Annotated in this window: 17 protein-coding genes and 2 tRNA genes; 9 read left to right on the forward strand and 10 right to left on the reverse strand. The window is 74.6% G+C overall.

Annotated elements, in window-relative coordinates; translation table 11 throughout:
* The first annotated feature begins 40 nt into the window (after window positions 1-40).
* From PH190_RS05275 to PH190_RS05285, 3 genes are read left to right on the forward strand one after another with little or no spacing between them, the layout of a single operon-like run.
* Complete coding sequence (locus PH190_RS05275) at window positions 41-319, forward strand: sarcosine oxidase subunit delta (protein ID WP_274230432.1); 279 nt, start codon at window positions 41-43, stop codon at window positions 317-319.
* Window positions 316-3,153 carry a 2Fe-2S iron-sulfur cluster-binding protein gene (locus tag PH190_RS05280; RefSeq protein ID WP_274230433.1) on the forward strand — a complete coding sequence of 946 codons (2,838 nt, stop codon included), beginning with the start codon at window positions 316-318 and terminating at the stop codon, window positions 3,151-3,153. The genes PH190_RS05275 and PH190_RS05280 overlap by 4 nt, the downstream gene beginning before the upstream one ends.
* Entirely contained in the window at window positions 3,146-3,781 is a 636-nt protein-coding gene (locus PH190_RS05285) for a sarcosine oxidase subunit gamma (protein ID WP_274230434.1), read from the forward strand. Before PH190_RS05280 ends, PH190_RS05285 begins: the two co-directional genes overlap by 8 nt.
* Window positions 3,782-3,794: 13 nt before the next feature.
* Here PH190_RS05285 and PH190_RS05290 read toward each other — a convergent pair whose 3' ends face one another.
* Genes PH190_RS05290 through PH190_RS05305 form a run of 4 tightly spaced genes read right to left on the reverse strand, consistent with a single transcriptional unit; the run spans window position 3,795 to window position 8,432 of the window.
* The gene (locus PH190_RS05290; protein ID WP_274230435.1) at window positions 3,795-4,595 is read right to left on the reverse strand and encodes a cyclase family protein; all 801 of its coding nucleotides are present in this window, start codon (window positions 4,593-4,595) and stop codon (window positions 3,795-3,797) included.
* Window positions 4,596-4,612: 17 nt separating this feature from the next.
* Window positions 4,613-5,545 carry a fumarylacetoacetate hydrolase family protein gene (locus PH190_RS05295; RefSeq protein ID WP_274230436.1) on the reverse strand — a complete coding sequence of 311 codons (933 nt, stop codon included), beginning with the start codon at window positions 5,543-5,545 and terminating at the stop codon, window positions 4,613-4,615.
* Between the two features lie 5 nt (window positions 5,546-5,550).
* Entirely contained in the window at window positions 5,551-6,849 is a 1,299-nt protein-coding gene (locus PH190_RS05300; protein ID WP_274230437.1) for an MFS transporter, read from the reverse strand.
* Window positions 6,846-8,432, reverse strand: a complete 1,587-nt coding sequence (locus tag PH190_RS05305) for a class I adenylate-forming enzyme family protein (RefSeq protein ID WP_274230438.1) — start codon at window positions 8,430-8,432, stop codon at window positions 6,846-6,848. The genes PH190_RS05300 and PH190_RS05305 overlap by 4 nt, the downstream gene beginning before the upstream one ends.
* A gap of 143 nt (window positions 8,433-8,575) precedes the next feature.
* On the opposite strand from PH190_RS05305, the gene PH190_RS05310 reads away from it, so the two are divergent.
* Genes PH190_RS05310 through PH190_RS05320 form a run of 3 tightly spaced genes read left to right on the forward strand, consistent with a single transcriptional unit; the run spans window position 8,576 to window position 12,221 of the window.
* Window positions 8,576-9,250 carry a TetR/AcrR family transcriptional regulator gene (locus PH190_RS05310; RefSeq protein ID WP_274230439.1) on the forward strand — a complete coding sequence of 225 codons (675 nt, stop codon included), beginning with the start codon at window positions 8,576-8,578 and terminating at the stop codon, window positions 9,248-9,250.
* Between the two features lie 54 nt (window positions 9,251-9,304).
* Complete coding sequence (locus tag PH190_RS05315; protein ID WP_274230440.1) at window positions 9,305-11,209, forward strand: S9 family peptidase; 1,905 nt, start codon at window positions 9,305-9,307, stop codon at window positions 11,207-11,209.
* A 52-nt stretch (window positions 11,210-11,261) separates the two neighbouring features.
* The gene (locus tag PH190_RS05320) at window positions 11,262-12,221 is read left to right on the forward strand and encodes an EamA family transporter (RefSeq protein WP_274230441.1); all 960 of its coding nucleotides are present in this window, start codon (window positions 11,262-11,264) and stop codon (window positions 12,219-12,221) included.
* Here the strand turns inward: PH190_RS05320 and PH190_RS05325 are convergent.
* Both PH190_RS05325 and PH190_RS05330 read right to left on the reverse strand, forming a co-directional pair.
* Window positions 12,202-12,993: an alpha/beta fold hydrolase gene (locus PH190_RS05325; RefSeq protein ID WP_274230442.1), complete on the reverse strand. Its 792-nt coding sequence runs from the start codon at window positions 12,991-12,993 to the stop codon at window positions 12,202-12,204. The genes PH190_RS05320 and PH190_RS05325 overlap by 20 nt on opposite strands.
* A 74-nt stretch (window positions 12,994-13,067) precedes the next feature.
* Complete coding sequence (locus PH190_RS05330) at window positions 13,068-13,535, reverse strand: DoxX family protein (protein ID WP_274230443.1); 468 nt, start codon at window positions 13,533-13,535, stop codon at window positions 13,068-13,070.
* Between PH190_RS05330 and PH190_RS05335 the strand changes: the two genes are divergently transcribed.
* Complete coding sequence (locus tag PH190_RS05335) at window positions 13,534-14,433, forward strand: LysR family transcriptional regulator (protein ID WP_274230444.1); 900 nt, start codon at window positions 13,534-13,536, stop codon at window positions 14,431-14,433. The two genes, PH190_RS05330 and PH190_RS05335, sit on opposite strands and share 2 nt — an antisense overlap.
* A 55-nt stretch (window positions 14,434-14,488) precedes the next feature.
* Here PH190_RS05335 and PH190_RS05340 read toward each other — a convergent pair.
* Together PH190_RS05340 and PH190_RS05345 are read right to left on the reverse strand one after the other, a co-directional pair.
* Window positions 14,489-14,561 (reverse strand) — tRNA-Glu (locus PH190_RS05340).
* A gap of 48 nt (window positions 14,562-14,609) precedes the next feature.
* A tRNA-Gln gene (locus PH190_RS05345) sits at window positions 14,610-14,681 on the reverse strand.
* Window positions 14,682-14,860: 179 nt separating this feature from the next.
* Here PH190_RS05345 and ileS point away from each other — a divergent pair.
* Window positions 14,861-17,998 carry an isoleucine--tRNA ligase gene (gene ileS / locus PH190_RS05350; protein WP_274230445.1) on the forward strand — a complete coding sequence of 1,046 codons (3,138 nt, stop codon included), beginning with the start codon at window positions 14,861-14,863 and terminating at the stop codon, window positions 17,996-17,998.
* A gap of 12 nt (window positions 17,999-18,010) precedes the next feature.
* On the opposite strand, the gene PH190_RS05355 is transcribed toward ileS, so the two are convergent.
* Together PH190_RS05355 and PH190_RS05360 are read right to left on the reverse strand one after the other, a co-directional pair.
* Window positions 18,011-19,303 carry an MFS transporter gene (locus PH190_RS05355; RefSeq protein WP_274230446.1) on the reverse strand — a complete coding sequence of 431 codons (1,293 nt, stop codon included), beginning with the start codon at window positions 19,301-19,303 and terminating at the stop codon, window positions 18,011-18,013.
* Window positions 19,304-19,350: 47 nt separating this feature from the next.
* The gene (locus PH190_RS05360) at window positions 19,351-20,505 is read right to left on the reverse strand and encodes a CaiB/BaiF CoA transferase family protein (RefSeq protein ID WP_274230447.1); all 1,155 of its coding nucleotides are present in this window, start codon (window positions 20,503-20,505) and stop codon (window positions 19,351-19,353) included.
* 254 nt (window positions 20,506-20,759) lie between these two features.
* Here PH190_RS05360 and PH190_RS05365 point away from each other — a divergent pair, with 254 nt between their 5' ends.
* Window positions 20,760-21,500 carry an AIM24 family protein gene (locus PH190_RS05365; protein ID WP_274230448.1) on the forward strand — a complete coding sequence of 247 codons (741 nt, stop codon included), beginning with the start codon at window positions 20,760-20,762 and terminating at the stop codon, window positions 21,498-21,500.
* Window positions 21,501-21,550 lie beyond the last annotated feature (50 nt).

Below are 21,550 nucleotides of genomic sequence, written 5' to 3' on the forward strand. Positions count from 1 at the left end.
GTCCCGCTCCCCCGCCAGCCCCTCCCGGAGGTGATCGACGATGATGCTGCTCCCCTGCCCCTGGTGCGGGCCCCGCACCGCGACCGAGTTCCGGTTCGTCGGCGAGGCCCGGCCGCGCCCGGACCCCGCGACCGCGACGCCCGAGCAGTGGCGCCACTACCTCTACGTCCACGCCAACCCGTGCGGCTGGTCGACCGAGACCTGGTACCACCGCGCGGGCTGCCGCCGGTACCTGTCGGTGGAACGGCACACGCTCACCCACGAGATCCGCGCGGTCCGGGACGCGGCGACGGGCACGACGGCGGAGGCCGCCCCGTGAGCCTGCTGCCCACGCCCCGGCGCACCCGGGCGACCGACCGCGCGGACGCCGAGCGCCTCCCGCCGCGGGCCGGCGAGGTCATCGACCGCCGCCGCACGGTGGGCTTCCGCTGGAACGGCACCCCGTACACCGGCCACCCCGGCGACACGATCGTCTCGGCCCTGGCGGCGGCCGGCGAGCGCGTGTTCTCCCGCAGCTACAAGTACCACCGCCCGCGCGGCCTGCTGACCGCGAGCTACCTCGACCCCGGCTGCGTGGTCCAGGTCGGCGACGAGCCCAACGTCCGCGGCGCGCACCGGCTGCTCGCCGAGGGCATGGACGTGCGCTCGCAGAACACGTGGCCGTCGCTGCGCTTCGACGTCCGCGCCGTGAACGGGCTCGCGAGCCGCTTCCTGGCGACCGGCTTCTACTACAAGACCTTCATCAAGCCCGAGGTGCTCTGGCCGGCCTACGAGAAGGTGCTGCGCACGTTCGTGCACGCCGGCGAGGTGCCGCCGGACAGCGCGCCCGGGGTCTACGACAAGCGCTACGCCCACCCCGACGTCGTCGTCGCCGGCGGCGGTCCGGCCGGCATGGCCGCCGCCGTCGCCGCCGCCCGCTCCGGCGCCACCGTGATGCTCGTCGAGGAGGAGCACCAGCTCGGCGGGCACCTGCGCTGGGGCGGCCCGGCCGAGCTCGCGCGCCTCGCCGAGCTGCGCGCGCAGGTCGCCGCCGAGCCCGCGATCGAGGTGCTCACCGACGCCGTCGTGGGCGCCCGCTTCGACGACAACGGGATCCCGATCGTCGCGCGCGGCGTCCCCGGGATCGACGAGCGGCTGGTCAAGGCCCGCGCGGGCGTGCTCGTGGTGGCGCCGGGGCTGGTGGAACGGCCCTACGTCTTCGCCGGCAACGACCTGCCCGGCGTCGTGCTCTCCACCGCGGTCCGGCGCCTGGTGAACCTCCACGCCGTGCGGCCCGGCCGGCGCGCGGTCGTGCTCTCCGCCAACCCCGAGGGCGACGCCGCCGTCGGTGACCTCGAGTCCGCGGGCGTCGAGGTGGCCGAGGTCGTCGACGCCCGCCGCGGCGAGTCGGTGCGCGCCGCGCACGGGCGCTCGGGGCTGCGGGTCGTCGAGCTCGGTGACGGGCGCCGCGTCGAGGCCGACCTGCTCGTCACCGCCGTCGGGTGGACCGCGCCGACGTCGCTGCTCAACCAGTCCGGGGACCGCCCGGTCTACGAGCCGCGGGCCGCGCGCTTCGTGCCGGACCCGACGCGGATGCCGGAGAACGTGCTGGCCGCCGGCGGGATCGTCGGCGACGGCGACGTGGACGCGCTGGTCGAGCACGCCGACGCCGTGGGCCGCGAGGCGGCGCGGCGGGCCGGCCGGAGCGCGAGTGCGGCCGTCGCGGTCCCCGCGCTGCCCGTCGCCGACCACCCCGAGCTGTTCAGCGCCGGCACCGGCGGGTTCGTCGACTTCTCCGAGGACGTGTCGGCGAAGGACATCACCACCGCCGCGGCCGAGGGATACGACTCCGTCGAGCTGGTCAAGCGCTACACGACGGCGACGATGGGCCCGGCCCAGGGCAAGCTCGAGACCGTCAACACCGTCGCGGTGCTCGCCGCCGCGACCGGCCGCACGATCGCCGAGACCGGCACGACCACGTGGCGCCCGATGTGGGCGCCGGTGACCCTGGGGGCGCTGGCCGGGCGCAGCCACGAGCCGGTGCGGTACTCGCCGATGCAGCCCTGGCACGAGCGCCACGGCGCGGTGCCGCTGATCGCCGGGCAGTGGATCCGCCCCGAGCACTACGGCGACCCGGCCGGCGAGGTCACCGCCGTGCGCACCGGCGTCGGGATCATCGACGTCACGCCGCTCGGCAAGCTCGACCTGCGCGGCCCGGACGTCGCGTCGCTGCTCGACCTGCTCTACGTCAACAGGTGGTCGACGCTCGGGGTCGGGAAGGTGCGCTACGGGGTGATGTGCGCCGAGGACGGGGTCGTCATGGACGACGGCGTCACCGGGCGGCTCGGCGAGGACCACTACCTCATGTCCACCACGTCGTCGGGCGCGGCGACGGTGTGGGAGTGGGTCGAGAACTGGCTGCAGACCGCCCACCCCGAGTGGCGCGTCCACGTCACGCCGGTGACCACGGCCTACGCCAGCACCAACATCGCCGGCCCCCGCTCCCGCGAGCTGCTGGGCCGCCTCACCGACGTCGACCTCGACCCCGAGCGGTTCGGCTACATGCAGGTCCGCACCGGGCGCGTCGCCGGCGTCGACGGCTGCGTGCTGTGGCGCATCGGGTTCACCGGCGAGCTGTCCTACGAGGTCCACGTGCCCGCCGGCTACGGCCTGCACGTCTGGGAGCAGCTGATGGCCGCCGGCGCCGACCTCGGCGTGCGGCCGTTCGGGGTGGAGGCCCAGCGCGTCCTGCGCCTGGAGAAGGGCCACGCCATCGTCGGGCAGGACACCGACGGGCTCACCCAGGGCTTCAGCGCCGGTCTCGACGGGCTGATCAAGCTCGACAAGGACGACTTCGTCGGGCTGCCCGAGCTGCGCTGGCAGCGCGAGCGCGACACCGCCCCGCGCCTGGTCGGGCTGCGCCCGCTCGACGGGATGGTCGTCCCGCCCGAGGCCAGCCAGATCCTCGACCGCGCCGGGGGCATCGCCGGCCGGGTGACCTCCAGCCGGATGTCGCCCACCCTCGGCCGGTCGATCGGGCTGGCCCAGCTCGACCGCGAGCTCGCCGAGGTCGGCACGCGCGTCACCATCCGGCTGCCCGACGGCCGCGACGTCACCGCCGAGGTCACCAGCCCGGTCCACGTCGACCCCGAGGGGGCGAGGCTCCGTGTCTGAGCAGACGGCCGTCGCGCGCAGCCCGATCGCGCCCGCCGCGCCGACCGTCCGGCACGGCTGGGAGGTCGACGCGACGGTGACCGTCGGGCCGCTGACGCTGTCCGACGAGACGCCGCTGGCCAAGGTGTCCGTCCGCGCGCCCTTCGACGGCGCGGCGCGGCGGGCCCTCGGGGTGCGGTACGGCCGCACCGGGCGGGTCGACCTCGGCGGCGAGGGCGTGCTGATCGCGGGTGCCGGGCCCGGCGAGTGGCTGGTGCTCGGCGCGCCGGGCACGGGCGCGGCGCTCGTGGCGTCGCTCGAGGAGCTGCTCGCCGGCACCGGCGAGTTCACCTCGGTCCTCGACCTCACTCACGGCCGCGCCCTCGTCCGCCTCGAGGGAGCCGCCGCGCCGCGCGTGCTCGCCGGCGTCTGCGCGATCGACCTCGCCGACGCCGTGACGCCCGACGGCACCGCGCTGCGGACGTCGGTCGCGGCCGTGGTCACCGACGTCGTCCGCGACGACCGGGCCGGCGTGCGCTCCTACCTGCTGCACGGCGAGCGGTCGTCGGGCCAGTACCTCGCCGACAGCCTGCTCGAGGCGGGCGCCGGGGCGGGGCTCGAGGTCACGGGATTCCGCGGCCTGGGCTGAGGTCAGTCAGGGGTCAGTCGAGGAACGCCACCGCTCGCGCCGGGGCCGCGCTGGTCCCGGGCAGCTTGATCGGGAAGAAGCCCACGGTGAACCCGGTCAGCGGGAGGGCACCGAGGTTGGTCATCTGCTGCACGATGAACGCCTCCTTGTCGCGGATGGCGAAGTGGCCGTCCCAGATCTGGGCGGGGTCGCCGGTCTCCTCGAACGCCCGGCGCATCACCGGGAACGGGCGGTCCCACGCCATGGCGTCCGTGCCGAGGATCGTGGCGCCCCGCGAGGTCAGCCAGCGCGTGCTCTCCCCCGTCATCCCGGGGTAGTCGAAGTATTCCGGGTCCGACACCGTGTACCAGTCCTCCTGGCCGGTGCGCAGCAGCACGGCGTCGCCCTCGGCGATGTCGCGGCCCGTCGCCTTCACCGCCGCCTCGAGGCCCTCGATCGGGATGGCGGTGCCCGGCGACACCCACTCGCGCAGGTCGAGCACCATCCCGGGCCGGAACAGCTCCGCGAGACCGATGTCGGACAGGGTGCGGGCCGGACGGCCCTCGACGGTGTTGCCGCTGTGCAGCGGCGCGTCGACGTGCGTGCCGCAGTGCGTGTTCATCTCGGTGAGCAGGTCCTCGCCCCAGCCCTCGCCGTCGGGCAGGTCGGCGGGCTCGCAGCCGAAGATGGAGGTCATGCGCTCGAGCCCGCCGGCCTCGGGGCGGAGGTACTCGATGCGCGGGGCGATCACGGTCTCGAGCGCGCGGAACGATTCGTGCACCTGGGCGCGCCGCTCGGGGTCCATGGTGCGGGTCAGGTCGACGAGGGTAGGCATGGGGGGGCTCCTCGGGGTCAGTGGCCGGAGTGCAGGCGGTGGACGGGCGGGGCGGGGCGCACGGTCTGGGTGGTCTCGCCCAGCACCGGCGAGCGGAGGGAGACGACGTCCCCGGGCCGCAACCAGCCGGTGAAGTCGGCGATGTCGGGGGTGTCGACGGCCTCGAGGAGGCAGCCGCCGGGCACCGTCCCCGAGCCGACGACGTCGCCGGGGACGAGGTCGGTGCCCCGCGAGACGTAGGCCAGGAGCTCGCCGAAGGACCAGTCCGTGCCGGTCAGGGAGCCGCGCGCGACCTCGGTCCCGTTCACCGCGGCGCTCACGTCCAGGTCGAAGCGGCCGTCCGGGGCGGGCGGGAGCTCGTCGACGGTGACGAGGGCGGGGCCGAGGGTGATCGCGCTGTCCTTGGCCTTGCCCATCCCGATGCCCTGGGCCATGTCGCGGACCTGGTGGTCGCGGGCGGTCCAGTCGTTGAAGAACGTCAGCCCGACGATGTGCGCGGCGGCCTCGTCCGGGTGCAGGTCCCGCCCGCCCCGGCCGACGACCGCGCCGATCTCCAGCTCGAAGTCGAAGAGCGCCGACCCGGGAGCGATCGGCACGTCGTCGTGCGGGCCGACCACCGCGGCGGGGTTGCCGAAGTAGAAGGCGGGGGTCTGCGACCAGACCTCGGGGAGATCGGTGGGGCGCCCCAGGGCGCGCCAGCACCCGCGCAGGTGCTCGAGGAAGCACAGCCCGTCGCGGACCGACGGTGGGCGCGGGATCGGGGCGAGCAGGCGCACGGCGCCGGCGGGCCGGACCTCCGCCGGGTCGTCCCGTGCCGTGCGCGCGGCGTCCGCGAGCCACTCGCCGTCGTCGCCGAGCAGCGACAGGAGCGTCGTGGGGGCCGGCAGCCCGCGCACCTCACCGCCCTCCAGCAGCCCGGTCCGCGGGCCGTCGCCCGCGTCGTAGGACACCCATCTCACGAGGCGCCTCCCGCGGTCGTCGCCGCGGGGACGGGGACGTCCGCGGGGTCGGTGGTCGCCGGGAAGCGGGGGGCGGTGAGCAACAGGCCGGCCGCGAGCACGAGCAGGCCGATCGCGCCGAGCAGCGGGGCGGTGTAGCTGCCCGTCGATGCCCGCAGGAACGCCATGAGCAGGGGGCTGGCGCCGACGCCGAGGGTGAAGACGGCGTAGAAGACGCCGAACACGCGGCTGTAGGCGGCCATCCCGTAGTAGCGGGCGACGAGGTAGCCGACGACGTCGACCTCGGCGCCGAGGGCGAGCCCGACGCCGACGGCGGCGGCGGTCGCGAACGACGGCCCGCCGACGACGAGGGCGACGTACCCCAGGGCCGCCACCGTCAGGACGCCGACCATGACGCGCGGGGCGAAGAAGCGGTCGACGAGCAGGCCGCTGACGACCCGGCCGACGATCACCGCGATCCCGACGAACCCCGCGGTGGCCGCGGCCGACGCCGGCGCGACCCCGGCGTCGCGCAGCAGCGGGACGAGGTGGACCGTCAGCCCGCCGACGGCCAGCGAGATCGCGAGGAAGGCCACGGCGAGCCGGGCGAAGAGCGGGGTGCGCAGCAGCGGGCCGATGCGGGCGCGTTGCGACCGCGCGGCGGGGGACGACGTGGCGGGGGACGATGCTGCGGGCGCCCGGTGCCGCGGCATGAGCAGGAGCACGAGGAGCGCGCCGACGAGGATCGCGGTGCCGAGGACGCGGTAGCCCCCGCGCCAGTCCTCGGCGATCTGCCCGCCGAGGACCTGCGGCACGACGAAGGCGACCAGCCCGGCCCCGCCGAGCGCGATGCCCAGGGCCAGACCCCGCGCCCGGTCGAAGCGCTCGTTGACCGTGCGGGTGAACGACACCGCGGTCGACGCGGCGGCGAGGACGTACATCCCGACCCAGACGGCGAGGTAGCCCGCGAACGACGGGCCGCTCGCCGACAGCAGGAAGTAGGCCCCGCCGAGCACGCCCAGCGACACCACGCCCGGGAGCCGCACGCCCCAGCGGTCGACGATCACGCCGACGAGCGGCGAGGTGAGGATCGTGATGACGGCGCCGACCAGCGCCAGCGAGGACAGCTGCGCGCGCGACCAGCCGAACTCGGCCTCGAGGGCGGGGATGAACAGGCCGTTCGTGTAGAAGGGCATGACGGCGACGCCGGTGCCGATGCCGACGGTGGCCGCGGTCAGGGCGGCCCAGTGGCGGCGCAGCTCGCCGAGGGGGCCCGGCGACGGGGCGGGTGGGGACGCGGACAGGGACGAGGTCATGACGGGCTCCGCAGGGACGGGGTCGACGGGGTCTCGGTGGGGGTGAGCGGCGGGGTCTCCGCGCGGAGCACGTCCTTGCGGATCTTCCCGACGCTCGTCCGGGGCAGGTCGTCACGGACGAGGACGAGGGCGGGCACCTTGAAGCGGGCCAGGCGCTCGCGGCACCACGCGACGAGGGCGTCGGGGTCGGGGCGGTGGCCCGGCCGCGGCACGACGTGGGCGACGACGGCCTCGTCGGCGATCGGGTCGGGCACGCCGTGCACGGCGGCCTCGAGCACGTCGGGGTGGTCGGCCAGGACGCGCTCGACCTCGCTCGCGGCGACGTTCTCCCCGGCTCGCTTGATCATGTCCTTGGCGCGGTCGACGAACCACGCGCGGCCCTCGGCGTCGCGCACCACGAGGTCGCCGGTGCGCAGCCAGCCGTCCGCGAGCAGCGCGTCGGTCGCGGCCGGCAGCCCGTCGTAGCCGTCGGTGACGTCGACGCCCGGCGTGCCCCCGACCTGCAGCTCGCCGGGCGCGCCGGCGGGCACGGGGCGGCCCTCGGCGTCGACGACGCGGACCGGGACGCCGGGCAGCGGCAGGCCGATCGAGCCCCAGCGACGGCGCTCGTCCGGCGGGTTCACGAACGGCGGCAGCACGGTCTCGGTCATCCCGTAGAGCTGCACGAGCAGGGTCCCGAGGCGCTGCTCGAAGGCGGCGGCCTGCTCGTCGGCGACGTTCTGGGCGAAGAGCACGAGCCGCAGGTCGTTGTCGGCGTCGCGGTCCTCGGGCGTGGTCCGCGCGAGGATCATCCGGACCGGGGCGGCGAAGAGGCTCGCGAGCGTCGGGCGCAGGGTGCGCGCCTGGCGGATCCACCGGCTCGCCGAGAAGCGGTCGGCCAGCGCCACCGACGCGCCGGCGACCAGCGCCGACATCACGCAGTAGTACTGCGCGTTGGCGTGGAACAGCGGCAGGGTGACGAGCCAGCGGTCGGCGGCCGTGACCCCGAGGTGCTCGGCGAGCGCCGTCCCGACCCGCACGTAGTTCGCGTGGCTGACCCGCACGCCCTTCGGCCGGCTGGTCGTGCCCGAGGTGAACATGATCGCGGCGAGACCCGCCCGGGGGCGGCGCGGCGGGAGGGCGCCGCGCCCGGCGCTCACCTCGGTGATCGGGACGACCGGCACCGCGCCCGCCGCGGCCCGCACGGCCGGGACCCGCTCGTCCTCGGCGACCGACAGGATCGCGCGCGACGCCGCGAGCTGGTGGGCCACCTCCTCCGCCGTCGACGACGGGTTCACCGGCACCAGCACGACGCCGAGCCGGGCCGCGCCGAGCAGCAGGTCGAGGAACTCCGGGCGGTTCGCCGTCAGGAGGTGGACCCGGTCCCCCTCCCCCACGCCGCGGTCGGAGAGGAACGCCGCGGCGGTCTCGGCGCGCCGGACCTGCTCGGCGTAGGTGGTCGTCGAGACCCGCTCCGCGGCGTCCTCGAACAGCAGGAACGGCGCGTCCGGGGTCACGGCGGCGTGGGCCGCGAGCAGGCTGAAGGCGTCCGACGACGGCGCCGACGCGGCTGACGGGTCCGTCGGGGTCAGGGGTGTCGCCACGGTGCGGCCTCCTCCGGGAGCGCACTCGGGGTCACGAAGGCGTACCCGAGTACAAGTTCGTGAGGGAGGACGGTAGAGCGGGGAGGCGGCTCGAAACAAGACCCGAGTACAAGTTCGTGGGGTCGCGTGGTCTACTGACCGGGATGAACCTCGACGCCGCACCGAGCTTCCGCGAGCTCATGGCCGACACCGGCGACGCCGCGGCGCCCGGCCCGCCGCCCTCGCGGCGCACGCGCGGGCGCACCGAGCGCCGGGACCGCGTCTTCGAGGCCGCGGTGGCCCTGTTCGGCGAGCGGGGCTTCGAGGAGACCTCGATGGACGACATCGCCGCGCGCGCCGGGCTGGCACGCACGACGGTGTTCAACCACTTCCCGCGCAAGACCGCGTTCCTCGAGGAGTGGACCCTGCGGCGCCGGGAGCGGGCGGCCCGCTCCTTCCGCGACACGGGGGGCGCCCACACCGTGCGCACGGTGCTCGGCAGCTACTTCCGCGCGCTGGCCGAGGTCAACGTCGAGACCCGGGCGGAGACGGCGGCGCTGATGCCCCTCGCGGTGAAGCAGACGGACATCCTCGTCGACCACCCGCTGGCCCGGGACCTCGCGGAGATCGTCGAGGACGCCGGGGAGCCGCTGGCGGGATCGGCGTCCCCGCAGCGGGTCGGGTGGCTCCTCGCCCTCGGCTACTTCTCGGCCGTCACCCGCTGGGTCGCGGTCGACCCCGCGCCGTTCGACCTCGCCGTCGAGCTGGCCGCGATCCTCGACACCGTGCTCGGTGGGGCGCTCGCGGCTGAGGCCGATGCGGCGGGTCCTGCCCGGTGACGGCGGGCACGCGGGCTTGAGTGTGCCGCGACGGCACGGACTGGACTGGTCGTCATGAGCACACCCACGCAGTCCCGCCCGCGCCTCATCGACGTCGAGGACTTCTTCGCCGACCCCGAGTTCGCGCACGCGACGGTGTCGCCCGACGGCACGCGGCTCGCCTACCTCGCCCCGCGCGACGGGCGGCTGCAGGTCTGGGTCCGCGGGATCGACGAGGAGCACGCCGACGCCGTGCCCGTCACGCACGACACCCGGCGCGGCGTCACGGACTACCACTGGACCGACGACCCCCGCTGGCTGCTGTACCTGCAGGACACCGACGGCAACGAGGACTGGCATCTCCACCGCGTGGACCTCACCGCGCCCGACCGACCGGCCGTCGACCTGACGCCCCTGCCGGCCGGCTCGCGGGTCGTCGGCGTCGAGCCCCTGCCGTCGTCCCCCGGGCAGGTCCTCGTCTCGATGAACCGGCGGCCGACGGTGTTCGACGTCTTCCGCGTCGACGTCGCCACCGGCGAGACGACCCTGCACCTCGAGCAGCCCTCGCCGCGCCGGACGTTCCTCCTCGACCGCGAGGGCCGCCCGGCGTTCCTCTCCGAGCTCACCGACGACGGCGAGTACGAGTTCTCGGCGGTCGACGGCTCCGGAGAGACCCGCCTCCTGCTCCGGGTGGGCGGCCCCGAGCACCCGCTGGGCGTCTACCCGCAGCTCGTCACCCCGGACGGCACGGGCCTGCTGCTCGGCCTCTACCAGGACGGCGACGACCTGCGACTCGTGCGCGTCGACCGCGCGACCGGCCGGCAGACCGTCGTCGCGGCCGTCGAGGGGCAGAGCCTCGACACGATGGGGGCGCACTCGCCGCTCCTGCCCGCCACCGTGATCGAGAGCGCCCGCACCCACGAGGTCGTCGCCGCCCGGTTCGTCGGCGACCGCCCGCGCGTCGAGGTGCTCGACCTCGCGTACGCCGACGTGTTCGCCGCGCTCGCGGCGCTCTCCGACGGCGTGCTGGGTCCGGTCTCGTCCGACGACGCGGAGCGGTGGTGGACCGCGAGCTTCGTCCACGACCGCGCGCCCGGCGCGACCTGGCTGTTCGATCGGACGACGGGCGAGAGCCGGCTGCTGTTCCGGTCGTTCACCCACATCGCGCCCGAGGAGCTCGCCCCGGTGACGCCGGTCCGGTTCCCGGCCCGCGACGGTCTGGAGCTGCCGGGCTTCCTGACGCTGCCGGTGGGCGTGCCGCTCGAGGACCTGCCGCTGGTGCTGATCGTGCACGGCGGGCCGTGGGCGCACGACTCGTGGCGCTACGACCCCGAGGCAAAGTTCCTCGCCAACCGCGGCTACGCCGTCCTGCACGTCAACTTCCGCGGCTCCACCGGCTACGGGCGCCGCCACCTCACCGCGGCGGTCGGCGAGCTCGCCGGCGCCATGCACGACGACCTGATCGACGCCGCGCGCTGGGCCGTCACCGAGGGCTACGCCGACCCCGAGCGCATCGGCATCTACGGCGGGTCCTACGGGGGCTACGCCGCGCTGGTCGGCGTCACCGTCACCCCCGACGTCTTCGCCGCGGCGGTCGACTACGTGGGCATCTCCGACCTCGCGAACTTCATGCGCACGCTGCCGGAGTTCGCGCGGCCCAGCCTGATCAACAACTGGTACCGCTACGTCGGCGACCCGGCGGTCCCGGAGCAGGAGGCCGACATGCTGACCCGCTCGCCGATCACGATGGTCGACCGGATCCGCACCCCGCTGCTCGTCGCCCAGGGCGCCAACGACGCCCGCGTGGTGCAGGCCGAGTCCGACAACATCGTGTCCTCGCTGCGGGCCCGCGGCATACCGGTGGAGTACCTGGTCGCGCAGGACGAGGGCCACGGCTTCGCCAACCCGGAGAACCGGTTCCGGCTCTACCGCGCGATGGAGGCGCACTTCGCCGAGCACCTCGGCGGCCGAGCCGGCTGAGCCGGCTGAGCCGCTTGTCCGGCCGACCCGCAGCCTGTTCTGATCACTGTTCGTGGGGCACCCGGACGCGCGGCCGACGACCCGCACCGCGTCCGGGCTCGCGATCGCCCTGCTCTCGGGCTTCTCCTTCGGGCTGGCCGGACCTTTCGCGGCGTCGCTGATCGCGGTCGGGTGGTCGCCGCCGGCGGTGGCGCTGGCCCGGCTGGCGGGCGCGGCGGTCCTCCTCGCCGTGCCGCTGGCGCTCCTCCTGGCCCGCGGGTGGCGGCCGCGCGCGGGGCACGGGCGGGCGGTGGTGGTCTACGGGCTGGTCCCGCTGGCCGGCGCGCAGGTCTGCTACTTCAGCGCCGTCGGGCACCTGTCGGTCGGCGTCGCCCTGCTCATCGAGTACACCGCGCCGGTCCTGCTGCTCGCCTGGACGTGGGCGCGCACCGCCGTCCGCCCCCGGCCCCTGACGCTGGCGGGCGCCGCGCTGGCCGTGGCGGGCCTCGTGCTCGTCCTCGACGTCGCGCGCGGGGCGCAGGTCGACGTCGTCGGCGTGCTGTGGGGCCTGGGCGCGGCGGTGTGCCTGGCGGCGTACTTCCGGCTCTCGGCCGACGCCGGCGGCGCCGAGGGCCTGCCCGCCCTGGTGCTCACCGCGGGCGGGGCGGTCGTCGGCAGCGTGGTCGTCGCGCTGCTGGGGCTCGTCGGCCTGCTCCCGCTGACCGCGACGACCGCGCCCATCGACCTCGGCGGACGGGGCGCCCCGTGGTGGGTCGGCGTCCTGCTCGTCGCGGCCCTGTCGACGGCGCTGGCGTACCTCACCCGGATCGCGGCGGTCGGGCGGCTCGGCTCGCGGCTGGCGTCGTTCGTCGGGCTGAGCGAGGTGCTCTTCGCCGTGCTCGGCGCCTGGTGGCTGGTGGCCCAGGAGCCGACGGCCACGCAGGTCGCGGGCGGGGTGCTCGTGGTCGGCGCGGTCGCGCTGATCCGCCGGGCCGAGCCGCCCGAGCGCCGGTCTACGGCGACAGCCCCGTGAGCACCCCCACCAGCCGCGCGGGGTGCAGCTGGATCCCGACGTGCGACGTGGGCACGTCGACGACGGCGAACGGCACCGGCAGGGCCGCGTCGGCCTCGCGGACGAACCGGTCCTGCAGCGCCGGCGACAGCGCGCGGTCCTCGGACAGGCGCACGTAGGTGTGCGGGAGCGGGCCCCAGCGCTCCGGGTCGACGCGCACGAGGTCCTCGTCGATCGCGAGGGCCTCGCGCACGTCCATCGCCGCGAGCAGCGCGAGCAGCTCGGCCCGCGTGCCGTCGGCGAGCAGCGCGTCCTGGAGGGCGTCGAGGGCCGTCGGGTCCTGGGTGTGCAGGTCGACCCGCAGCTCGCCCACCTCGGCGGGGTCGGCGGTCATGAGGCTCGGGGCGAGCCGGTCGAGGGCCGACGGCCCGGTGTCGGTGAGGTAGGTCGACGGGCCGGTGTCGACGCAGCACCACGCCGAGACGTAGACGACGTGGTCGAGCAGCTCCGGCACGGCGTTGGCCACGGCCGTCACCGTCATCCCGCCGCGGCTGTGGCCGACGAGCACGACCGGCCCGTGCTCGCGGGCGGCGCGGACGACGCCGACGACGGCCGCGACGTCGTCGGGGGTCGACAGGCCGGCCATGCCGTCGGGCCGGGCGTCGAGCCCGTGCCCGGGCAGGTCGACGGCCACGGCCCGGTGGCCGGCGAGCGCCAGGGCGCGGGCCACCGGTCCCCAGTGCGAGGCGTTGGCGAACGCGCCGTGGACGAGGACGTGGGTGGTCGGGGGCACGGCGCTCCTCGGTCGGGTGCTGATCGGTCGGGGACGCTACGACCGATCACCGGACGCCGTCGACGGGGATCGGCTCAGCCCGCGGCCGGCGCGATCCGGCGCCGGTCGAGGCTCAGCGAGCCGGGGCCGAGCACGACCAGCAGCAGGAAGACCCAGCTGTAGAGGGCCGCGGGCTCGCCGCCGTTCTCGAGCCAGTTCCAGCCCGACGGCAGGTGCACGACGAAGAAGGCGAACGCCATCATCCCGGACAGGACGAACGCCGCCACCCGCGCGTACAGCCCGACCGCGACGAGCAGCACGGCGACGATCTCGACGGCGGAGATCGCGATCATGGGCGCGGCGGGCGTGGAGCCGTCGAGCACCCCGAACGCGCCGACGGGGTGCAGGAGGAAGAGCGCGGTCACGACGCACCGGAACGCGAGCAGGGCCCACGGGCGCAGGAGGGTGACGCCGGGGCGGCGTCCGCGTGCCAGGCGAACCTGCCGAGCAGCGGCGCGGACCGACAACGCGTCGCGGACCACGACCTCGCGGACTGGGCGCATGTCGCATGGCGACCTCGGGCTGCACGATCTGCGCGCCCTCGCGATCCTGCTCGACGAGCGCAACGTGACCCGGTCCGCCGTGCGGTTCCACCTCAGCCAGCCGTCGATGAGCCGCACGCTGCAGCGGCTCCGGGCCGTGTTCGACGACGAGCTGATGGTCCGGTCCGGCGGCGACTACGCGCTGACCCCGCGCGGCCGGGAGCTGCAGGGCGAGCTCGCGGTGCTCCTGCCGCGCCTCGAGGGCCTCGTGTCCGGGCGGGGCTTCGACCCGTCCACGGCCACCGGTGTCGTGCGCCTCATCGGCACCGACTACACGACCGCAACCCTCGGGCCGGTCCTGCTCCCCCGGCTGGCGCGGGCCGCCCCCGACCTCGAGGTCCGCATCGAGCCGCGGGACCAGGACAGCTACGCCGACCTCGAGCGCGGCCGCGCCGACGTCGCCCTGTCCGTCCTGCGCCCGGCCGCCCCGCTGCGCTGGGAGCGCCTGTTCACCGACGACCTGGTGTGCGTCGTCGACCGCGACCACCCCGTCCGCGACCGGTTCTCGGTAACCGACTACGTCGCCGCCCGCCACGTCGCCGTCGCCGTCGTCGGCGGGGACCAGCCGATGATCGAGCGGTGGCTGCAGGCCCTGGGGCAGACCCGCCGGATCGCCGTGCGGGTCGCCTACTTCAGCTCGGTCGCCGCGCCGCTGCACGGGACGGACCTCGTGGCGACGATCCCGCGGCGGATGACCGAGGCGCAGGCCGGCGCGTTCCCGTGGGTGCGGGTGGTCGAGGCGCCGGAGGGGTTCGACGCGATCCCCTACGGGATGGTCTGGCACCCGCGCCTGGAGGCCGACCCGATGCACTGCTGGCTGCGCGACGAGCTGCGCGCGGCGGGCCGGTCGATCGCCTGAGACCCCGGAGACGACGAACGCGGTGCACCGAGGACGGTGCACCGCGTTCGTGGTGTAGCCCCGAGGGGATTCGAACCCCCGCTACCGCCTTGAGAGGGCGGCGTCCTAGGCCGCTAGACGACGGGGCCCTAGGAGAACGGCGACGACCCTAGATCACGGTCCGCCACCGCTCGCAGCTGGGGTACCAGGACTCGAACCTAGAACAACTGAACCAGAATCAGCCGTGTTGCCAATTACACCATACCCCATGGCGATCACCGAGCGTGACGAATCATGTCCTGCCCGATGACGTCGTCCAGTCTAGGACATGCCCGCACGCCGGTTCGACACCCCCCGCGGCGACCCCCGCACCCGCAGCTCAGGACACCGGAGCGCTCCCCGGTAACCTGGGTGAGTTGGGCCGCCGTACGACCAGGAAGATCGAGACGTGAGCTCTCAGCCGTCCCCCGCCACGGGCCCCGCGTTCGCCGCCCTCCCCGCGAGCGTGGACCTCCCCGCGATCGAGCGCGAGGTCCTGGCCCGCTGGGCCGACCGCGACGTGTTCCGTCGCTCCCTCGAGCGCACCGCGGGCGGCGAGCCGTGGATCTTCTACGAGGGCCCGCCGACCGCCAACGGCCAGCCCGGCACCCACCACGTCGAGGCCCGCGCGTTCAAGGACCTCTTCCCGCGGTTCAAGACCATGCGCGGCTACCACGTGCCGCGCCGCGCGGGCTGGGACTGCCACGGCCTGCCGGTCGAGCTCGCCGTCGAGAAGGAGCTCGGCTTCACCGGCAAGGGCGACATCGAGACCTACGGCATCGCGGAGTTCAACGCGGCGTGCCGCGAGTCGGCGCTGCGCAACGTCTCGGCCTTCGCCGCGATGACCGAGCGCATGGGCTACTGGGTCGACCTCGACGAGGCCTACCTGACCATGGCCCCGCGCTACGTCGAGAGCGTCTGGTGGTCGCTCAAGAAGATCTTCGACGACGGCCTGCTCGTCGAGGACCACCGCGTGACGCCCTACTGCCCCCGCGACGAGACGCCGCTGTCGGACCACGAGGTCGCGCTGGGCTACGAGGACGACGTCGACCCCTCGGTCTACGTGCGCTTTCCGCTGACCGACGGGCCGTGGGCGGGGGCGGACCTGCTGATCTGGACGACGACGCCCTGGACGCTGCCGTCGAACACCGCCGTGGCCGTGGCGCGCGACATCGGCTACGTCCGGGCGACCACCGCCGGCGGGGACGACCTCGTCGTCGCCGAGGACCTCCTGCCCGTGCTGGGCGAGGACGCGCGGGTCACCGACCGCCTCACCGGCGCCGACCTGATCGGCAGCCACTACCGCCGCCCGCTGGACCTCATCGATCCCGACCGCTTCGGTGACGCCCACCGCGTCGTGCACGGCGACCACGTCACCACCGACGCCGGCACCGGCCTGGTGCACATGGCGCCCGCGTTCGGCGCCGAGGACCACCTCGTGGCCAAGGCTGAGGGCCTCGAGATGGTCAACCCGATCGGGCCGGACGGGCACTTCGACGCCGACGTCCCGCTCATCGGCGGGATGTTCTTCAAGGGCGCCGACCCGACGCTGGTCGAGGAGCTGCGGGCCCGGGGCGTGCTGTGGCGCTCGGAGTCCTACGAGCACTCCTATCCGCACTGCTGGCGCTGCCACACGCCGCTGATCTACTACGCGCTCCCCTCGTGGTTCATCCGCACCACCGCGGTCCGCGACCGGCTGGTCGAGGAGAACGAGCGGACCAACTGGTACCCGCCGCACATCAAGCACGGCCGCTACGGCGGGTGGCTCGAGAACAACGTCGACTGGGCGCTCTCCCGCAACCGCTACTGGGGCACCCCGCTGCCGATCTGGCGCAACGACGCCGACCCGTCGGAGATGGTGTGCGTCGGCTCGCTGGCCGAGCTCTCGTCGTGGGCCGGCGAGGACCTGTCCGAGCTCGACCCGCACCGCCCCTACGTCGACGACGTCACGTTCCCGGCGCCGAGCGGCACCGGGACGATGCGCCGCGTCACCGACGTCATCGACGTCTGGTACGACTCGGGCGCGATGCCGTTCGCCCAGTGGGGCGCGCCGCACCACCACGAGGCCGACTTCGCGCAGGCCTACCCCGCGCAGTACATCTGCGAGGCGATCGACCAGACCCGCGGCTGGTTCTACTCGCTGATGGCCGTCGGGACGCTGGTGTTCGACCGGTCGTCCTACGAGAACGTCGTGTGCCTGGGGCTGCTGCTCGACGAGCAGGGCCGCAAGATGTCGAAGCACCTGGGCAACGTGCTCGACCCGTTCGAGCTCTTCGAGTCCCACGGCGCCGACGCCGTGCGGTGGCTGATGCTCGCCCAGGGCTCGCCGTGGGTCGATCGGCGCGTCGGGCACGAGGCACTGCGCGAGATCGTCCGCAAGATCCTGCTGACGTACTGGAACACCGCGTCCTTCCTGGTCACCTACGCGAACGCCTCGGGGTGGCGGCCGACCGGAGAGCCGCTCGCGTCGGACCACCCCATGGACCGCTGGGTGCTCGGCGAGCTGGCGACCTGCGTCCGCGAGGTCACCCGCGCGCTCGACGACTTCGACTCCTCGAGCGCCGGCCGCGCGATCTCGTCCTTCGTCGACGAGCTGTCGAACTGGTACGTCCGCCGCTCGCGCCGGCGCTTCTGGCAGGGCGACACGGCGGCGCTGGCGACGCTGCACCACTGCGTCGAGACGCTCTCGCGGCTCATGGCGCCGTTCATCCCCTTCACCACCGACCACCTCTGGACGCGGCTGCAGGGCGACGTCGTCGAGGGCGCCCCCGACTCGGTGCACCTCGCCGACTGGCCGGTCCTGGACGAGGCGGCACTCGACCCGGTGCTCGCGGAGCGCATGGCGCTCGTGCAGCGGATCGTCGAGCTCGGCCGGTCGACCCGCGCCGCCAGCGGGGTGCGCACGCGCCAGCCGCTGTCGCGCGCGGTGGTGGCCGCGCCCGGGTTCGCCGACCTGGACGAGGGGCTGCTCGCCGAGATCGCCGAGGAGCTCAACGTCGGCCGGGTCGAGGCGGCGGGGTCCGACCTCGTCGAGGTCACGGTGAAGCCGAACTTCCGGGCGCTGGGCAAGCGCTTCGGCAAGCAGACCCCGGTCGTCGCCGAGGCGGTCAAGGCCTCCACCGGGGCCCCGGTCGACGGGACGCTGACGGTGGCCGTCGACGGCGAGGAGATCGTGCTGTCGGGCGACGAGATCGTCGTCGAGGAGAGCCCGCGCGAGGGCTGGGCGGTCCGGTCGGAGGGCGGCCTGTCGGTCGGCCTCGACACCGAGCTCACCGACGAGCTGCGCGCCGCGGGCCTCGCGCGCGACGTCGTGCGCGTCGTGCAGGAGGCGCGCAAGACCCGCGGGCTCGAGGTCTCCGACCGCATCGCGCTGACCTGGGCCGCCGAGCGCGCCGACGTCGCCGACGCCGTGCGCACGCACGCCGGCACCATCGCCGAGGAGGTCCTCGCGGTCGAGATGACCGAGGGGGCCGTCAACGGGGACGCCGCCGCGCACTCCGACGACCTCGCGCTGGCCGTCGCGATCGCCCCCGCCGCGGGGGCGTGACGGGCGCGGGGGTCAGCCCGCCGACACCTCGTCGGGCGTCGCCGCCGAGCGGGCCGACCCCTCCCGCAGCCCGAACACCGCGACGAGGCTGAGCAGCGACAGCCCGGTGACGTAGAGCGCGATCGGCGTCGACGAGCCCGTGGCGCCGAACAGGGCGGTGGCGACGAGCGGCGTCACCGCCCCGCCGACCATGCCACCGACCTGGTAGGCGATGGAGATGCCGCTGTAGCGCACGCGCACCGGGAAGATCTCGGCGAAGAGGCCGCCCTGGGCGCCGGCCATGATGCCCTGGACGATCGCCGCGACCGCGAACGCGATCCCGGCGAGGGCCGCCGACCCGGTGTTGACCAGCGCGAACATCGGCAGCGGCCAGGCGACGGCCGTCAGCGCGCCGACGACGAACACCGGGCGCGAGCCGAACCGGTCGGACAGCATCGCCGCCACGACGATCGTCGCCACCCACACCACCGTCGACAGCATGATCAACGTCAGCAGCGTCGTCCGCTCGTAGTCGAGCGCCGTCGTGCCGTAGCTCAGCATGTAGACGATGACGGTGTAGCCGACGGCCGGCGGCGCGATCGAGGCCAGGCTCGCCAGCGCCAGCACCTTCGGGTGGCGGCGCACGAGGTCGGCGACCGGGACCGTGCTCGTCTCGCGACGCTGCTTGACCTGCTCGAACTCCGGTGCGTCCTGCAGCCGGCTGCGCACCACGAACCCGACGACGACGAGCACGACCGAGAGCAGGAACGGGATGCGCCAGCCCCACGACCGGAACGCCTCGTCGGGCAGCCCGGCGACGGCGAGGAAGGCGAGGTTCGAGGTGAGCACGCCGATCGGCACGCCGAACTGGGCGAAGCTGCCGTAGACCGCGCGCCGGCGGCTCGAGGCGTGCTCGGTGGCGATGAGCACGGCGCCGCCCCACTCCCCGCCGACCCCGAAGCCCTGCAGGAGGCGCAACAGCACGAGCAGCAGCGGGGCCGCGATGCCGATCGCGGCGAACGTCGGCAGCACGCCGATGAGCGCGGTCGCGCCGCCGGTGAGCAGCAGCGTCAGCACGAGCATGGCCTTGCGGCCGATGCGGTCGCCGAAGTGCCCGATCACCGCCGCGCCGAGCGGGCGCGCGATGAACCCGACCGCGAAGGTGCCGAACGCCGCGAGCGTGCCCGCCACCGCGGAGAACTGCGGGAAGAAGAGGCTCCCGAACACCAGCGCCGCGGCGGTGCCGAAGATGTAGTAGTCGTACCACTCGATCGACGTGCCGACGAAGCTCGCCGCGAAGATGCTGCGGCGCGAGGGAGCGGCCATGGTCAGGCAGGGAAGCGCACGCGGGTGGGGCGGGGCAACAGCGCGGCTCAGGTCTCCCGGAACTCGGAAAGGACGGCGTCGGTGTGCTCACCGACGTCGGGGATCGCGCCCATCCGCGGCTCCCGGCCGACGAGCCCGATCGGCGGTACGAGCGCGGGCACCTCGCCCACCGGCGAGCCGACGGTGCGCCAGCGGTCGCGGGCGGCGTGCTGGGGGTGGGCGAGGACGCCGTCGTCGCCGACGAGGTCGCGCTGACGGGCGTGCGCGATGCCGGCGGCCGCGAGGCGTCCCACGACCTCCTCGCCGTCGAGCCCGCCCAGCACGGCGTCGATGGCCGCGTGCAGCTCGTCGCGGTGCTCGAGGCGCGCCGAGCCGGTGGCGAAGCGCTCGTCGGTCGCGAGGGCCTCGTCGCCCAGGACCTCGGCGCAGAAGCGCGCCCACTCCCGCTCGTTCTGGATCGCGAGGACGACCTCGGTGCCGTCGCCGGCGGTGAACGTCCCGTACGGCGCGATGGCGGGGTGGGAGGTGCCGGCGCGGCGGGGCGCGTGGCCGGCGCCGGCGGCGTAGGTCAGCGGGAAGCCCATCCACTCGCTCAGCGCGTCGAAGAGGCTGACCTCGAGCGCGGCGCCCTCGCCGGTGCGCTCCCGTTCGTAGAGGGCGGCGAGGACGCCGGAGAAGGCGTACATCCCGGCCCCGATGTCGGCGGCCGGGATGCCCGCCTTGGCCGGGTGCTCGGGCGTGCCGGTCATCGTCACCAGACCGGTCTCGGCCTGGATGAGCAGGTCGTAGGCCTTGGCGTCGCGGTACGGGCCCGACGAGCCGTAGCCCGAGATGCTGCAGTGCACGAGGCGTGGGTGCTCCCGGCGCAGGTCCGCGGCGCCGAGCCCCAGGCGCTCCGCGGCCCCGGGCGCGAAGTTCTGCACGAACACGTCGGCGCGGGCGAGGATCCGGTGCAGGGCGGCGAGCGCGTCGGGGTCCTTGAGGTCGAGCGTGACGCTCTCCTTGCCCCGGTTCAGCCAGACGAAGTGGCTGGACAGGCCACCGACGACGGTGTCGTAGTCGCGGGCGAAGTCGCCGCGTCCCGGCCGCTCGACCTTGATCACGCGGGCGCCGAGGTCGGCGAGGTGGCGCGTCGCGAGCGGCGCGGCCACGGCCTGCTCGCACGCCACGACCAGGACGCCGTCCAGCGGGAGGGAGGTCACGCGGAGATCGTGCCCCTCGGCGCACATCCTCGCTCGGCACTGCTCGTTGTGACCCACGTCGTCTCGTTCTGGCGAACCAGTCCCCCCGGTTGGTCGCGGTCGTACGTCGACAACGTCGTCGTCTTCGCGTCTCCCCGCTGTACCGGCCGGGGAACTCCGTTCACCTCGTGCTCGTTGACCGTGCGTGTTCGCCGAGTGGATGATCTCGGCGCATTCTCGGCTGATCGAGCACTGAGCGTCACGAGGAGACCCCGATGCGCAGCAACCTGTTCGCCCCGGAGAACCAGGAGCAGGAGTCCGCCCAGCCGGGTCTGCGCCTGCAGAACTCGAAGATGCTCAAGATCGAGCTCAACGGCGAGTGCCTCGCGCGGCAGGGCTCGATGGTCGCGTTCCAGGGGCAGGTGCACTTCGAGGCCAAGGGCTCCGGGGGCATCGGGCGGTTCCTCAAGCAGCAGCTCACCGGCGAGGGCGTGCCGCTGATGAAGGTCAGCGGGCGCGGCGACGTGTTCCTCGCCGACGCGGCCTCCGACGTGCACCTCATCGACCTGGAGGGCCCGCAGGACGCGCTGTCGATCAACGGCGCGAACGTGCTCGCCTTCGAGCCGACGCTGTCCTACGACATCCAGATGGTCCAGGGCGCCGCGTCGATGTCGGGCTCGGGCCTGTTCAACTGCGTGTTCAGTGGGCAGGGCCGGCTGGCCATCACGTGCAAGGGCTCGCCCGTCGTGCTCAACGTCGACCAGCCCACCTACGCCGACCCCCAGGCCGCCGTCGCGTGGTCGGCCGGCCTGCAGGTCGGCGTGCACCGTGCCGACCAGCTCGGCCTCGGCACCCTGCTCGGCCGCACCACGGGCGAGGCCTACACGATGGGCTTCTCCGGCCGGGGCTTCGTCATCGTCCAGCCCAGCGAGGAGCCGCCGGCCAGCGCCGTCGGCGGCCACGGCAGCGGCCAGCAGTCGGGCAGCGGCGGGGTGCTGGGCGGGCTGTTCAGCTAGAGCGTGTCTGGCGGATCATGAGATCCAGGCCAGGGTGGCGCGGAAGGTGA

It is taken from the genome of Actinomycetospora straminea (assembly GCF_028737255.1).
Lineage (GTDB): Bacteria > Actinomycetota > Actinomycetes > Mycobacteriales > Pseudonocardiaceae > Actinomycetospora > Actinomycetospora straminea.